The 14,748-nt window shown below is 73.5% G+C and carries 14 protein-coding genes and 1 riboswitch; of the genes, 8 read left to right on the top strand and 6 right to left on the bottom strand.

All coding sequences use genetic code 11. The features are described from left to right. Window positions 1–92: 92 nt before the first annotated feature. A complete protein-coding gene (locus IF00_RS0102580) occupies window positions 93–1,388 on the bottom strand; it encodes an MBL fold metallo-hydrolase (protein WP_030313737.1) in 1,296 nt (431 codons plus the stop codon). Window positions 1,389–1,553: 165 nt separating this feature from the next. Between IF00_RS0102580 and IF00_RS0102575 the strand changes: the two genes are divergently transcribed. Together IF00_RS0102575 and IF00_RS0102570 are read left to right on the top strand one after the other, a co-directional pair. Next, window positions 1,554–2,732 (top strand): Glu/Leu/Phe/Val dehydrogenase dimerization domain-containing protein, encoded by a 1,179-nt coding sequence (locus IF00_RS0102575; protein ID WP_030313735.1) that lies wholly within the window; start codon window positions 1,554–1,556, stop codon window positions 2,730–2,732. Between the two features lie 64 nt (window positions 2,733–2,796). Next, a complete protein-coding gene (locus IF00_RS0102570; RefSeq protein WP_280922603.1) occupies window positions 2,797–3,501 on the top strand; it encodes a TetR/AcrR family transcriptional regulator in 705 nt (234 codons plus the stop codon). A 42-nt stretch (window positions 3,502–3,543) separates the two neighbouring features. Here the strand turns inward: IF00_RS0102570 and IF00_RS0102565 are convergent, their stop codons facing one another. From IF00_RS0102565 to IF00_RS0102555, 3 genes are all read right to left on the bottom strand, one after another. Next, the gene (locus tag IF00_RS0102565; RefSeq protein ID WP_030313731.1) at window positions 3,544–4,311 is read right to left on the bottom strand and encodes an SIMPL domain-containing protein; all 768 of its coding nucleotides are present in this window, start codon (window positions 4,309–4,311) and stop codon (window positions 3,544–3,546) included. A 171-nt stretch (window positions 4,312–4,482) separates the two neighbouring features. Continuing rightward, window positions 4,483–5,592 carry a DUF6745 domain-containing protein gene (locus tag IF00_RS0102560; RefSeq protein ID WP_030313724.1) on the bottom strand — a complete coding sequence of 370 codons (1,110 nt, stop codon included), beginning with the start codon at window positions 5,590–5,592 and terminating at the stop codon, window positions 4,483–4,485. Window positions 5,593–5,617: 25 nt separating this feature from the next. Then, window positions 5,618–5,944, bottom strand: a complete 327-nt coding sequence (locus IF00_RS0102555) for a hypothetical protein (RefSeq protein WP_030313721.1) — start codon at window positions 5,942–5,944, stop codon at window positions 5,618–5,620. 188 nt (window positions 5,945–6,132) lie between these two features. Between IF00_RS0102555 and IF00_RS0102550 the strand changes: the two genes are divergently transcribed. From IF00_RS0102550 to IF00_RS0102530, 5 genes are all read left to right on the top strand, one after another. Next, the gene (locus tag IF00_RS0102550) at window positions 6,133–7,122 is read left to right on the top strand and encodes an STM4015 family protein (protein ID WP_030313719.1); all 990 of its coding nucleotides are present in this window, start codon (window positions 6,133–6,135) and stop codon (window positions 7,120–7,122) included. Further along, on the top strand, window positions 7,119–8,270 hold the full coding sequence (locus IF00_RS0102545) for an STM4014 family protein (protein ID WP_030313717.1): 1,152 nt from the start codon (window positions 7,119–7,121) through the stop codon (window positions 8,268–8,270). Before IF00_RS0102550 ends, IF00_RS0102545 begins: the two co-directional genes overlap by 4 nt. 11 nt (window positions 8,271–8,281) lie before the next feature. Further along, a complete protein-coding gene (locus IF00_RS0102540; protein ID WP_037637411.1) occupies window positions 8,282–9,103 on the top strand; it encodes an STM4013/SEN3800 family hydrolase in 822 nt (273 codons plus the stop codon). Continuing rightward, window positions 9,100–10,437 carry an STM4012 family radical SAM protein gene (locus IF00_RS0102535; RefSeq protein WP_030313713.1) on the top strand — a complete coding sequence of 446 codons (1,338 nt, stop codon included), beginning with the start codon at window positions 9,100–9,102 and terminating at the stop codon, window positions 10,435–10,437. The genes IF00_RS0102540 and IF00_RS0102535 overlap by 4 nt, the downstream gene beginning before the upstream one ends. A gap of 120 nt (window positions 10,438–10,557) precedes the next feature. Continuing rightward, window positions 10,558–11,436 carry an STM4011 family radical SAM protein gene (locus IF00_RS0102530; RefSeq protein WP_051819796.1) on the top strand — a complete coding sequence of 293 codons (879 nt, stop codon included), beginning with the start codon at window positions 10,558–10,560 and terminating at the stop codon, window positions 11,434–11,436. Here the strand turns inward: IF00_RS0102530 and IF00_RS0102525 are convergent. Together IF00_RS0102525 and IF00_RS0102520 are read right to left on the bottom strand one after the other, a co-directional pair. Beyond that, on the bottom strand, window positions 11,423–12,217 hold the full coding sequence (locus IF00_RS0102525; protein ID WP_030313709.1) for an SGNH/GDSL hydrolase family protein: 795 nt from the start codon (window positions 12,215–12,217) through the stop codon (window positions 11,423–11,425). The genes IF00_RS0102530 and IF00_RS0102525 overlap by 14 nt on opposite strands. A 163-nt stretch (window positions 12,218–12,380) precedes the next feature. Continuing rightward, on the bottom strand, window positions 12,381–13,367 hold the full coding sequence (locus IF00_RS0102520) for a M23 family metallopeptidase (protein ID WP_030313706.1): 987 nt from the start codon (window positions 13,365–13,367) through the stop codon (window positions 12,381–12,383). 4 nt (window positions 13,368–13,371) lie between these two features. Then, a riboswitch (cyclic di-AMP (ydaO/yuaA leader) is annotated at window positions 13,372–13,531 on the bottom strand. Between the two features lie 388 nt (window positions 13,532–13,919). Between IF00_RS0102520 and IF00_RS0102515 the strand changes: the two genes are divergently transcribed. Then, window positions 13,920–14,741, top strand: a complete 822-nt coding sequence (locus IF00_RS0102515) for a tyrosine-protein phosphatase (RefSeq protein WP_030313704.1) — start codon at window positions 13,920–13,922, stop codon at window positions 14,739–14,741. Window positions 14,742–14,748: the final 7 nt, after the last annotated feature.

Below are 14,748 nucleotides of genomic sequence, written 5' to 3'. Positions count from 1 at the left end.
GGCGGAGGCGTTCTCACGCCTCCGCCCTCTGCGGAAATCGTCCCCGACCGGAATCCGGGGAGAGGTGCGGACCGCCCGGCCCGCTCGCGGCCTCAGGGGGTCCGTGCCGCCTCGGGCGCACCCCGGCCGGTGTCCGTGCCGGGCTCGCCGGAGGTCCGCCCCGCGTCCGCGCTGGTGTTCGCGTCCGCGTTTGCGTCCGCTTTCCCGCGCGACACGCCGGTGAGCGAACCGTCACCGTCGGTGAGAGCCGGCACCGTCCAGCCACCGGAGGGGACACGGGCGACCGGCCGCCACCAGGGGCTGTCGGGCACGTGTTCGGCCCCCGGTTCGAAAGGCTCGCCCGGGATGGGCAGGGCGATCCGCTGGGCGGCTCCGGCTGCGGCCTCGACGGTGCCCTCCCCCGGTTCGGCCCACGGATGCGGGGCGAGGTTGAAGGTGCCCCAGTGGATCGGCAGCATCACCCCGGCGGCCCCGCCGCCCTGGAGGTCCAGATGCGCCCGCATGCCCTCGGCGGGGGTCATGTGGATGTCGGTCCAGAACTCCGAGTAGGCACCGATCTGGATCATGGTGGCGTCGAAGGGGCCGTGGGCCGCGCCGATGTCCTTGAATCCGGAGAAGTAGCCGGTGTCCCCGCTGTGGAAGATCCGGTGGGAGGGGCCCGTCACGACCCAGGAGGCCCAGAGCGTCATCTGCCGGTTGCGCAGTCCGCGCCCGCAGAAGTGCCGGGCCGGGGTGGCCGTGAGACGCAGCTCGCCGATCTCGGTGGACTCGTTCCAGTCCAGCTCGCGCAGCCGGGAGGCGGGCACTCCCCAGCGCTCCAGGTGGGCTCCGACGCCCAGCGGCACCGCGAAGACGGTGTCGGTGGTGGCGAGTGCCTTGATCGTCGGCAGGTCGAGGTGGTCGTAGTGGTCGTGCGAGATCACCACGACGTCGACCGGGCCGAGGGCGGCGAGCGGCGCGGGCACCGGGTGGAGCCGCTTGGGACCGGCGAAGGGGAAGGGGGAGCAGCGCTCGCCCCAGACCGGGTCGAAGAGGACGCGGTGGCCGTCGATCTCGGCGAGGACGCCGGAGTGCCCCATCCAGGTCAGGCGCAGCCCGGTGGCGGGGGGCCTGGCCAGGTCGGCGACCGTGGTGGGGTGGACCGGGATCGTGCCGGTGGGGGCGCGGCGCGAGCGGGCTTCCTTGTCGAAGTAGATCTTGGCGAACTCGACGCTGGAGCCCGAGGGGCCGCGTCGGGCGGGTTCGGGGTTCTGGAAGATCCCGTCCGCGAAGTTCGGCGAGCGGTGGATGCGGGCGAGGCGCTCGCCCGTGGGGTCCGCGCCGAAGGACTCGGGGCGCAGCGCGCGCAGCCGGGCCCGTGGCGAGTGGTCGGAGCCGGTACCGGTCACAGGACCTCCTGATCTCTGGGGGTCGTTCCATTATGGGCGGCCCGCGCCGCGAACGGTCGGGACGGTCCGCCATACTGAACCGTCATTCAGTATGCCCGGCAGGTCCCACCGGCCTCCCGGCCCGTCCGGCACCCGGCCGGCCCGCCCCTCCCGAGGAGATGTCCGATGAGCTCCGCCCCCCTGCTTTCCGTCGGCTGGACCGACCACGTGACCGGTCGCTCGGGCCATCTGGTGGTCGACCGACTGGTGCGCGGGGTGGCCAGCGGCGGCCTGCGGATGCGGGAGGGCTGCACGGTCGAGGAGGTGACCGGGCTCGCCCGCGGGATGACCATGAAGGAGGCCCTGCACTACGACCCGAAGGCCCGGTACGTGCCGCTGGGCGGCGCCAAGGGCGGCATCGACTGCGACCCCCGCTCCCCCGAGGCGTACGGCGTCCTCGTGCGCTATCTGAGGGCGATGCGCCCGTACGTCGAGCGGTTCTGGACCACCGGGGAGGACCTGGGACTCACCCAGGACCTGGTGGACCGCGCCGTGGCGGAGGCGGGCCTGGTCTCCTCCGTGCAGGCCGTGTACCCGCTCCTGGACGACGAGGCGGCGGCCCGTGCGCGGCTCGCCGACGCCTTCGCGATCGAGGTCGACGGCATCGGCCTCGACGAGCTGGTCGGCGGCCTGGGGGTCGCCGAGTCGGTCCTCACCGCCCTCGACCGGGCCGACCGGGGGTACGCCGGGACACGGGTGTCGGTGCAGGGGCTCGGCACGATGGGCGGGGCGACCGCCCGGTTCCTGGCGCGCGCCGGGCTGCGGGTGGTGGCCGTGGCCGACGTCCGGGGCACGATCGTGAACCCGGACGGCCTCGACGTCGAGGCGCTGCTCGCCGCCCGGGACGCCCACGGAGCGGTCGACCGCTCCGCCCTGCGGCCCGGGGACCGGGAGGAGCCCGGGGACGCCTGGCTCGCGGCCGAGGCGGAGGTGCTGGTCCCGGCGGCCGTCTCGTACGCGATCGACGCCGGGAACCAGGGACGGATCACGGCCCGCTGGATCGCCGAGGCGGCGAACATGCCGGTGCTGCCCGAGGCCGAGGAGGCCCTCGCCGCGCGCGGGGTCACGGTGCTGCCCGACGTGGTCGTGAACTCGTGCACGAACGCCTGGTGGTGGTGGACCCTCTTCGGCGACATCGAGGCAGACGCCGACCAGGCCTTCGCCCAGGTGCGCGGGGCCATGCGGACGCTCGTCGACGGGATCCTCGACCGGGCTGAGGCGGACGGCACGAGCCCGCGCGCCGCAGCGCACGCGCTGGTGGACGAGCGGCTGCCGCAGATCGCCGACCGCTACGGCTGGTACTGAACCCGCACCCCCACGGAGTCACTGACGATCATGCCCGCGTCACGTGCTGTGTAAGGTGCGTGGCGTGGCGAGAGTGCGGTTGAGCGTGGCCGAGCGGCGGGAGGAGCTGCTGCGGGCCGCCGTCGAGCAGATCGAGGCGCGCGGGGTCGCGGCCGTCCGGATCGCCGACGTGGCCTCGGCGCTCGGGGTGAGCAACGCCCTGGTGCTCTACCACTTCTCGTCCAAGGAGCAACTGGTCGCCGCGGCGTTCGCGCACGCCGCCGAGGGCGACCTCGCCCATCTGCGCCGGCTCCTCGGGCGCCGTTCCAGCGCCGTGCGCCGCCTCCGGGCCGCCGTGCGCTGGTACGCGCCGACCGGGCAGGCCAAGGGCTGGCGACTGTGGATCGAGGGCTGGGCGGCCTCTCTGCGCGACCCCGAACTGCGCCGGGTCTCCGCCTCCCTCGACCAGGAGTGGAAGGCGGCGCTGACCCGGGTGATCGCGGAGGGGGCCGAGGCCGGGGAGTTCCGCTGCGCGGACCCGGCGGCCGCCGCCTGGCGGCTCACCGCCTTCCTCGACGGCCTCGCCGTCCAGACGACCGCCTACGCCGGTTCCCTCTCCCGCACCGCGATGCTGCGCTGGGCCGACGCCGCTCTCGCCCGCGAGCTGAACCTGCCGGACGAGGGCGAGGGCGAGGATCAGGGCCGAGGCCGCAGCGGAGGCGTCGGCATCGACTTCGGCGAGAACACGGATACGGGCCCGGACGGGGACGACGCGCCGTCCGGTACCTGACCACCGGCTCGGACGGCGGGCCTGCGAGCCGCCCCCACCGGGTCACACCAGCTCGAAGACCGCCGAGACCGTGACCTGCTCCTCGACCTCGCCGGGGGCCGTCGGAACGCTCGCCTCGTCGTGGGCGACGCCGGGGGCGGCGCCGGGACCGGGGCGCACGGACTCCCCCTCGCTGAGCGAGACGAGCCGGCCGAGCTGATGGCCGCTGAGGCGGGCGTGCTGCGCCGCCTTGTCGTACGCGTCCCGGTAGGCGGCCTCGCGTGCCTTCACCCGCAGGGCGGACGGGTCGGCGACGTCGAAGACGACGCCGTTGATCCGGCCGGAGTCCCCCGTGGCGTCGTTGACGGCGCCGATGACCTGGCCGGCCCTGTCGATCTCCCGGACCTTCACGGAGAAGGACTGCCCGGCCTGGTAGCCGGTCACCTTGCTCTCGCCCGCGGCGTTCTGCGTGTAGACCGGGGACAGCGAGAGGCTGTCGGTACGGATGTCCCGCTCGGCGATCCCCTGCTTGTCCAGCACCAGGAGAAGGGCCTCGGCCGCGGTGTTCTGCGCGGCCATCGCCTCCTTCGCGGTCTTACGGGTGGCCTCGACCCCGACGGAGAGGATCGCCAGGTCGGGCGCGGCGGAGGCGCGGCCGTGACCGGAGACGGTGACCGTGGCGGGCGCCTCCGCCCGGACGGCACGCGGGGCCGTCCGCTCGGGTGCGGCGGCCAGGGCGGGCGCCACGGTGCCGACGAGCAGCCCGCCGAGCACGGCGGTGGCGGCGAGCAGACGGGCGGTACGGACGGCGCTTGGCCGGCGGATCGTCACGGGCGGTCCCTTCGAGGCTGGGTGCCGGGGCTCCGGCGGGCACATCCCAGCACCCGCCACCGCCGCCTCCGGTACGCCACTCCCGACCGTCGGCGCCCTTCACCTCTCCGTACCAGTCGCGCCTCCGCACGGCCGGACCGCGGCTGCGGGACGCCGTCCCGGGCCGTGGGCTCAGGTCTGGACGAGCGGCTCGTACACCTCGGGGCGCAGCCCGAAGGTCCAGGCGACACCCTCCCGCGCGGTCCGGGTCGCGGGCGGGACCCGGAGCCAGTACGTGCGGTGGCTGCCGTCCGGCTCGGGCGTGGAGTTGACCACCTCCACCATCACCACGTCCTCGTCGTCGGCCAGCTCGATCCGCCACAGGACGCCGGTCTCGTCACGGTGTTCGTGCCGCGCGCCCGAGGCGGTGAGGTAGCGGTCGTAGCCGTAGTACTCCAGCATCACGCGCCGCAGTTCGGCGTTGTCCTCCTGCCCTATCCGCTCGGGGGTGAGGCCGGCGAGCCCGGCGAGGAAGTCGGCCGGCACGGTCATCCCCCGCCAGGCGTACACGGCGAAGCCGTCGGCGAAGGCCAGCGCGGGGCCGTCGCCCCGGTCGAGCCGCCCGGCCTCGTCCCGGTGCAGTTCGACGGGCCGCTCGCAGATCACGGCGACGTTCTCGTACGGCCACCACCAGCCCGCGTGTTCGGCGGCGGCGGCGAGGCCCGCGAGGCGGTCGCCGTGACCGTCGAAAGCGGCGAGCCAGGCCGCGTCGTGCTGGCCGAGCACCGCGTCGAGCAGCACGAGCCGCACCGCGGTCGCCTCCGGCCCTGAAGGCCGCACGGCCGCCCCGCCTGCCCCGGCGCCTGCCTGCGCGGCCGGACCGGGGGCGGTCGCGTCCTCCGTCACCGCGGCCCGGATCCGGTCGGCCAGGCTCCGGGTGAGGTCCCAGAGCGGGGCCCCGGTCGCCTGCCAGTGGGCGGCCCAGCCGGCCGGCCCGAGGGTGTCGTGGAGCCGGCGCCGCTCCTCGGCCCAGGGCCGGGTGCGCACCTCGTCCCGGACCGAACGGCCCTGGTCGTCCAGCCCTCTGACGAGCGCGACGGCGGCGAGCGGCGAGTCCGCCCAGAGCACCCGCGCCGGTTCGGCGAGGCCCGCCGTGCGGTAGGCGAGCCGGATTCCGGCCTCCGCGGCGGCGCGGTCGGCGGGGCCCGTGGCCGCGGCGACGGACCGCCACCTGTCCTGTGCGGTGGTGCGGTTCGTGTCGGCGTGGTTCTTGCCGGCGCTGTTCTTGTCGGCGTGGTTCATGTGGAAGCCCCCAGGTCTCTCTCGGTCAGTCCGCGACGATCCGGTACGCCCCGGGTACGTACTCCCGCTGGCGCACCACCCGGTACCAGCCCTTGGGCAGCGGTATCGGGGCGTGCTCCTCGTGCACCACCCGGCCGCCCTCGGGCAGTTCGAGCAGCAGCGGGCCGAAGGGCCCCGCCTCCCGGACGAGTCGTCCGGGCCCGGGGATCGCGTGGGCGTGCCCGGTGACCTCGCCGAGGGCGAGGACGAGTCGGCCCCGGCCGTCCCGGGGCTCCCCCGCCGCCGTCTTCACCCGCTCCGGAACGGCCGTCTCCTCGACGGGCGCGATCAGTACGTCTCCCTGCCGGTACATGGCTCTCCCCTCCCGTTCGGCGCGGTACGGCCGAACACGAGAACGACGCTAGAGGCCGGGTCTGACATTCGGTCCCGGGTTCCGAGCCGGGCCCTCGGAGGCCCACCCGCCGGAGGGCGTTGTCGGTGCCGCTTGGTAGAACTCTTGCCATCAGCCGATCCACGCCGTCCGTTGCCGGGAGCTCAGTCATGACCGTTGGCCACTACCTCGAGGAATTCCACGGGTTGCCCGTGTTCCACTTCCCGGACACGGACTCCGACTCGGACTCGGGCGCGGGCTCGGGCGCGAGCGTCGAACTGCCCGACGCCGCGGCGGTCGCCTGGCGGCTCTCCTCGCCGACCTACTGCGAGGACGAGGACGAGCAGTGGGGTGCGCAGTTCGAGCGGTTCCTGAAGACGGTCGACGTGGGCCGGGTGCGCGCGCTGGTCGTCGGCGGCTGGGACGAGGCGTACGAGAACTCCTCGGCGGACATCGTCACGGCGCTCATCGCCGCCAACAACCGGCTGACCGCCCTGGAGGCGGTCTTCCTCGGCGACATGACGAGCGAGGACTGCGAGATCTCCTGGATCATCCAGTCCGACGTGACCCCGCTGCTCGCCGCCTACCCGAACCTGCGGGAGTTCGGGGTGCGCGGAGGTTCGAGGCTGGCCTTCCCCTCGATCCGGCACACCGGTCTGGAGACCCTGGTCGTGGAGACCGGCGGTCTGGGTGCCGAGGTCGTGCGCGGGATCGTGGGCAGTGACCTGCCCGCCCTGGAGAACCTGGAACTCTGGCTCGGCACCGACGAGTACGGCGGCGACAGCACGGCGGACGACCTCGCGCCGCTGCTCTCCGGCGCGGCGTTCCCCGCCCTGCGCGCGCTCGGCCTGCGCAACAGCGTGATCCAGGACGCCGTGGCCGCCGCCGTGGCGGGCGCCCCCGTCCTCGCGCGGATCGAGCGGCTCGACCTGTCGATGGGCGTCCTCACCGACGAGGGCGCGGCGGCCCTGCTCGACGGGCAGCCCCTGACCCACCTCGGCCGGCTCGACCTCTCCCACCACTACCTTTCGAAGGCCATGCAGGAGCGGGTGCTCGCCGCGCTCGCCCCGCACGGCGTGGCCGTCGACCTCGGCGACGCGCAGGAGGCGGACGACGAGGGGGACGGCCGGGTCTGGCGGTACGTCGCGGTCGCCGAATGACAGCCCACCCGCGCCTCGTGGTCGTCGGGGATCCGGCGGGCCGCCGCGTCGCGTTCTTCCAGGACGCGCTGCGGTCCGCCGGGCTGCCCGGTGCGCGGGTGGTGTCCTGGCCCGAGGTGCTGCGCGGTGCGGCGCGGTTCGCGGAGGGCGAGACCGTCCGCCTGGACTCGCCCGGCGAGGACCCGGAGGCCGACCGGCTGCTCCGGGAGGTCGACGATCCGGCGCGGGTCGAGGGCACCGGCCGCTGGTACGCGCGGTTCGTCGCCGCCACCGCGGAGCTCGCCCGGTCCGTCGCCGAGGCGGGCGCCGTGCTCGTCGACGACCCCGCCGAGCTGGCGGATCTGTTCGACAAGCGGCTGAGCCACGGCCTGCTCCGCGCGGCCGGGGTACCGGTGCCCGAATCGCCGACGTCGGGCCCCTCCGCCCCGGTCGTACGCGGATGGGCGGACGTCAGGGCCCTCACCGCCGAGCCGGGACTGCGCCGGGTCTTCGTGAAGCTCGCGCACGGCTCCTCCGCCTCGGGAGTCCTCGCGGTCGAGACGAACGGCGCGGGCCGGGTGCACGCCACCACCTCGGTGGAGCGCGGGCCCGGCGGACGGCTCTTCAACTCCCTGCGGGTGCGGCGCTACACGAGCGAGCGCGAGGTCGGCGCGATCGTGGACGCCCTCGCCCCCGACGGGCTGCACGTCGAGCGCTGGCTGCCCAAGGCCGCCCAGGGCGGCCGGGCGGCCGACCTTCGGGTGGTGGTGATCGACGCACGGGCCACCCACGCGGTGCTGCGCACCAGCCGCTCCCCCATGACCAATCTGCATCTGGGCGGGACCCGGGGCGATCTGCTCGCGGCCCGCGCCGCGATCGGCGCGGCCGGCGCGCGGTGGACGGACGCGCTCGACGTGTGCGAGCGGGCCGCCGCGGTCTTCCCCGGCACCCGGTGCGTGGGCGTCGATCTGCTGCCCTCGACGGGCTGGCGCCGGTTCGCCGTGGGCGAGGTCAACGCCTTCGGCGATCTGCTGCCGGGCCTCACGGGCCTGCCCGGCAGCGGTGCCGAGGGCCTCGACACCTACGCGGCCCAGGTCGCCGCCCAGTTCCCCCACACCCATCGGCTCACCAGCACCAGCACCAGCACCACAGGAACGAGCACCGCGTGAACCAGCCCGACATGAACGCGATCGTCGGGAGCCACGATCTGCTCCTGGTCACCCTCGACACGCTCCGGTACGACGTGGCGGTCGAACTCGCGGCCGCGGGCCGCATCCCGAACCTGGTCCGCCACCTCCCCGGCGGCGTCTGGGAGCGGCGACACGCGCCCGGCAGCTTCACCTACGCCTCCCACCAGGCGATCTTCGCCGGATTCCTGCCGACCCCGGCCTCCCCCGGCCCGCACCCACGGCTGTTCGCGGCGCGCTTCGCCGGCAGCGAGACCACCGCGGACGGCACCTACGTCCACGACACCCCCGACTTCGTGTCCGCCCTCGCCGGCGCCGGCTACCGCACGGTCTGCGTCGGCGGGGTCGGCTTCTTCAACCAGCAGCCGCCGCTCGGCACCGTGCTCCCCGGGCTGTTCCAGGAGAGTCACTGGGAGCCGTCGTTCGGCGTGGCCTCCCCCACCTCCTTCGAGTCGCAGGTCGCCCGCGCCGAGGAGGTCGTCGCCGGTCTCCCTCACGAGCGGCGGCTGTTCCTCTTCGTCAACGTGGCCGCGCTGCACCAGCCCAACTGGTTCCACCTGCCGGGCGCCACCCGCGAGGCCGGTGACTCCCGGGCCACCCACGCCGCCGCACTCGAGTACGTCGACCGGCACATCGGGCGGCTCTTCGCCGCCATGAGCAGCCGCCGCCCGTGCTTCGCGATCGTCAGCTCCGACCACGGCACCGCGTACGGGGAGGACGGGTACACCGGTCACCGGCTCGGCCACGAGGTCGTGTGGACGGTCCCGTACGCCCAGTTCGAGCTGGCCGGCCCGGAGCGGGAGGCCGTGGCATGAGCGACAGCGCCGCCCCGCGTCCGTACCGGAGCTATGTCTACGCCTACCCGCACAAGACGGCGTACCGGCCGCTCCCCGACCCAGCGCCCTCGCTCGCCGCGCTCTGGCGGGACGAGCCGAAGGACGCGCTCTCCCTCTACGCCCACATACCGTTCTGCGAGGTCCGCTGCGGCTTCTGCAATCTCTTCACCCGGATCGGCGCCCCCGACGAGCTGACCACGCGCTATCTCGACGCGCTCGACCGCCAGGCCACGGCCGTCCGCGAGGCACTCGGCGACCGGGACCCGGTGCGGTTCGCGACGGCCGCGTTCGGTGGCGGCACACCCACCTTCCTCACCGCCGGCGAGCTGGAGCGGCTCTGCGACATCGCCGAGAAACGGATGGGCGTGGATCTGCGGGCGGTGCCGCTGTCCGTGGAGACCTCTCCCGCGACGGCGACCGCCGACCGCCTCGCCCTGCTCGCCGAGCGGGGCGCGACCCGGCTCAGCATCGGGGTGCAGAGCTTCGTGGAGGCCGAGGCACGGGCGGCCGTCCGGCCGCAGCGCCGCTCCGACGTCGAAGCGGCCCTCGGCCGGATCCGGGACACCGGCGTCCCCGTGCTCAACATCGACCTGATCTACGGCATCGACGGCCAGACCGAGGATTCCTGGCGCTCCTCTCTCGACGCCGCCCTCGCCTGGCGCCCGGAGGAGCTGTACCTCTATCCGCTGTACGTGCGGCCGCTCACCGGCCTCGGCCGGATCTCCCCCGCCGCCGACCGGGAGTGGGACGAGCAGCGGCTCCGCCTCTACCGGTACGGCCGGGACCATCTCCGCGCGCACGGCTACGAGCAGGTGTCGATGCGGATGTTCCGCCGGACGGACGCCGCACCGCTCGGCCCCGACGACTACGCCTGCCAGACCGACGGCATGATCGGCCTTGGCTGCGGGGCCCGCTCGTACACCTCGGCCCTCCACTACTCCTTCGACTATGCCGTCGACATGCGGGAGATCCGTACGATCATCGACGCCTACACGGAGAGCGCGGACTTCTCGCGGGCCGAGGTCGGCCGGTGGGTCGACGCCGGCGAGGCCAGGCGCCGCCATCTGCTCCAGTCGCTGCTCCAGGCCGAGGGCATGCCGGTCGCCGGGTACGAGGAGCGGTTCGGCTCCTCGCCGTTCGCGGACTTCCCGGCGGAGCTGAGCCGCTTCGAAGCCCTCGGCTGGCTGGACGAGGAGGCACCGTCCGGGCTGCTCCGGCTGTCCGCGGAGGGTCTGGCCCACTCGGACGGCCTCGGCCCGGAGCTCTTCTCCCCCTCGGTGCGGTCCGCGATGGCCGCGTACGAGCCGAAGTAGGCGGCGACCATGGACCTGACACCTTCCCCGAACCCGAACGCGATCCGGACCCCGATCCCGATCATGGGCCCGGGCATGGACCTGACACCGCCGCCCGTCCCGGGGCCGACGGGTCCGGGCATGGACCTGACGCTGCTCTACCGCGGGCCGCTCTCCTCCTGCGACTTCGACTGTCCGTACTGCCCGTTCGCCAAGCGCAGGGACAGCCGGGAGCGGCTGCGCGCGGACCGCGCGGCGCTCGAACGGTTCACCGGGTGGGCCGCCGGGCAGACCGATGACCGGTTGCACGTCCTCTTCACCCCCTGGGGCGAGGGCCTGGTCCGCTCCTGGTACCGGCGGGCACTGGTCGAGCTGTCCCGGCTCCCCCACGTGGAGCGGGTGGCGATCCAGACGAATCTGAGCTGCCGGACCGACTGGCTGGAGGAGGCGGACCCGGAGAGCGTGGCGCTCTGGTGCACGTACCACCCGGGGCAGACGCCGTACGAGCGCTTCCTCGCCAAGTGCGGGGAGCTGGCCGAGCGGGGCGTCCGCTACAGCGTCGGCGTCGTCGGGCTTCCCGAGCACGCGGAGCACGCCCGGCGGCTGCGGGCCGCGCTGCCGGCGCACGTCTACCTCTGGGTGAACGCCGCGGAGGGGCACACGTACACCGACGCGGAGGCCGCGGAGTGGGCGCGGATCGACCCGCTCTTCCCGTACAGCCGTCATCCGCACCGCTCGGCGGGGCTGCCGTGCCGGACCGGGGAGTCGGTGATCTCGGTGGACGGCGAGGGGACGGTACGGCGCTGCCATTTCGTCAAGGCGGAGCTGGGGAACCTGTACGACGGTTCGTACCGCGCCGCCCTCCGCCCCCGGGCCTGCCCCCTCGCCGTCTGCGACTGTCACATCGGCTACGTCCATCTGGAGACGCTGCCGCTGTACGACGTGTTCGCCGGCGGGGTCCTGGAGCGGATCCCCGCCAAGGTGCACCCGCCGGCGGTCCCCTGGACTACAGGGGCATGAGATCGGGGCGCTTGGCCTCCACGTGGTCGCCGGAGCTCTCGCCGCGCAGCCGGCGGCCGATCCAGGGCACGAGGTACTCCTTGGCCCAGTGGATGTCGTCGCGGCGCACCTCGAGCGTGCCGCGCGGGGGTACCGGCGGCCACTCCTGGTCCGGGTCGGCCGGCACCGGCATGCCGAGGACCTGGGCGGCGCGCAGGGCGACCCGGGTGTGGCCGTCGGACGAGAGGTGCAGCCGGTCGTCGTCCCAGGCGCGTCGGTCCTGCACGGACTTCAGGGACCAGAGGTCGAGGACCGGGCAGTCGTAGCGGTCCGCGATGGCCCGGACGTGCCCGTTGTACGTGGCGATCTTGCCGCGCAGGTGCTTGAGGAGCGTGACGCCTCGGGTGTCGAAGCCGGTGGTCACCATCACGGTGCCGACGGCGGAGGTCAGTTCGGCGACGGCGCGCTCGAAGCGCTCGGCGACCTCGTCGGGGTCCGTGCCGGGGCGGATGATGTCGTTTCCGCCGGCGCAGAAGGTCACCAGGTCGGGGGCGAGTTCCTTCGCCCGGGGGACCTGTTCCGCCACGATCTGGTCGAGGAGACGCCCGCGTACGGCCAGGTTGGCGTAGCGGAAGGCGTCGTGCTCCGGCAGCTGGTCGGCCAGCAGCACCGCGAAGCGGTCCGCCCAGCCGACGTACGTCCCGTCGGGCCCGGGGTCTCCGACGCCCTCGGTGAAGCTGTCACCGATCGCCGCGTACGACCCGAATGCGTGCTTGTCTCTTGATCTCGAATCGTCTGCCACGGGAGCACATCTTTCCCCTTCGGATGTGACCTACGCGACCGTAAGGAGGGGTTGACGTCGGGTGACATATGCCACCGATAAAGAATTCGCCAAGCCGGAATAGACCGGGAACACGCCGGAGGCCCGGCACATGCGTGCCGGGCCTCCGCGTGACGACGGGGCGTCAGATGTTCACGCCGTGCTGGCGCAGGGCGGCGATCGGGTCGATGTCGGAGCCGTACTCCGGCCCGGTACGCATCTCGAAGTGCAGGTGCGGGCCGGTGACGTTGCCGGTCGCGCCCGAGAGGCCGATCTGCTCGCCACCGCTCACGGTCTGGCCGGCGGAGACGGAGATCGAGGAGAGGTGGGCGTACTGCGAGAAGGTGCCGTCGGCGTGCTGGATGACGACCTGGTTGCCGTACGCGCCGCCGTCGCCCGCGGAGTAGACGGTGCCGGGGCCGACCGCGACGATCGTGGTGCCGGTGGAGGCCATGAAGTCGACACCGGTGTGGTAGCCGGAGGACCACATGGAGCCGGAGGCGCGGTAGGGGGTGGACATGCCGCCGCTGACCGGGGCGAACCAGCCGGACGCGGAGGTCGCGGCGCCCGAGGACTTCGACGTCTGCGCGGCGGACGTGTCCGCGGACGGGGTGCTCGCGGCCGGGGCGGAGGAGCGCTCGCTGCTCCGGGAGGCGCGCGAGGTGTCGCCGTTCTTCGCGGAGCCCTTGGGGGCGGCGGCCTTGGGAGCGGCGCTCTTCGGCGCGGCGGCCTTGGCGGTGCTCTTGGCGCCGAGGGTGAGCTTCATGCCGGGCAGGATGAGCGAGGGGTTCTCGCCGACCACCTGACGGTTGTCCGCGTACAGCTTCTGCCAGCCGCCGGCGAGGTGGTGCTCGGCGGCGATCTTCGACAGGTAGTCGCCCCGCACGACGGAGTACGTCTTGGGTGCGGCCTTCGCGGCGGCGGGCGCCGTCTTGGCGACGGCGGGGGCCTTCACCTGGGCGGCGGCGGTGACGGCCTGGCCGGGAGCGGCGACCGGGGCCTGCTCGGCGGCGTGGGCGCCGGTGGCGCCGAGGAGCGGGAGGGCGACGACGGCGCCTCCCGTACCGGCGGCGGCGATTCCGCGGGTGAGGCGGTTGGACTTGATGCGGCGGTGCTTACCCTTCGCGGGCATGGCGAATTCCTCTCCGGCGCCTACGAGGTGAGCTGTCGGGTTCGGACTGGAGATGTCCGGCCGCGCTCTCACGCGGCTTCACCCCGAGCCGTCCTGCGTCGCGGGACCGGCGTACTTCCTGGGTCCCCCGCTCCTGCCACGCATGGGATGAGTGGAATTCCGGACGGTGGCAGGATTCGGCGGTCCGACCGGATTGACGGTGACGCTAGACGAGCGGGGTCGGCGCGAACAAGCCAATGATTTTTCCCGGCTTTCCGGGCACGGCCTTTCCCTCGGAATGCCGGTCACCCTCCGTGGATGACGGACCCTCGATTTCCTTTTTCCGCACGGGAATTGCTCCGGCCCTTCGGCCACGATCCGTCACTTCTATGACCCTGCTCACGCGCCCGAGCTCATCTCGCCTGTAAACAGGGCGCGTTATAAGCAACGCCCCAATTCGGACAGATCACCCATTCCCGTCCAGGGGGGTGCGTCATCGCGCCCCCACCTGGATGATTGTCCCTGGAACCGATCTCGCGTCGGGCACCCGAACGTCGACCATCAGGAGCATCCGTGACGCAGCAGCTGCCGCAGGTCCCGCCCATCGAAGCGAACGAACCCGAGCTGGCCGAGGTCCGCAACTTCCGGGACGTGGGCGGCCTGCCGACGACGGACGGGCGCGCCGTGCGGCCCGGCCGCCTCTTCCGCAGCGGCCACCTCGCCCACGCCACCGAGGAGGACGTCGTCTTCCTCGACTCGCTCGGCCTGCACACCGTCTTCGACTTCCGGAACCTCGCCGACCGGAAGATCGAGGGCCCGGACGTCGAACTGCCGGGCGTGCGGAACGTGAACATACCGCTCAACGACCCGGCCGACGGCAAGGAGTTCTGGAAGCTGGTCCGCGACGGCGACATCGAGCAGCTGCGGGACATCCTCGGCGAGGGCAAGGCCGCGGACCGAATGTCCGACTCGTACCGGAAGATGGTGGTCGAGCGGACCGTGGAGCACAGCCGGATCCTGCACTCCCTGGCCGAGGACAGCCTCCCCGCCCTGATGCACTGCGCGGCCGGCAAGGACCGCGCCGGGCTCTCCATCGCGATCACCCTGCTGGCCGTCGGGGTCGAGCGGGAGGCGATCGAGGCCGACTACGTGAAGTCGAACGACCCGCACCGCCGCTACAAGGTGCGCCGCAGCTCCACCGCCCCGGACGCGATGTCGCCCGAGGTGATGGAGCTGCTGAGCCCGCTGTTCGACGCGCGGGTGGAGTATCTGCGGGGCGCCTTCGAGACGATCGAGGCGACCTGGGGCTCGGTGGACGCCTACCTCGCGGACGGCCTGAAGCTGTCCCCGGAGACCCGCGAGCGGCTGCGCGAGCGGCTGCTCACGGAGGCGTGACCCGGGC

Source organism: Streptomyces flavochromogenes (assembly GCF_000717595.1).
Lineage (GTDB): Bacteria > Actinomycetota > Actinomycetes > Streptomycetales > Streptomycetaceae > Streptomyces > Streptomyces flavochromogenes.
Note: the sequence above shows the minus strand (reverse complement) of the source record. Positions and strands in the feature narration are given on the sequence as shown.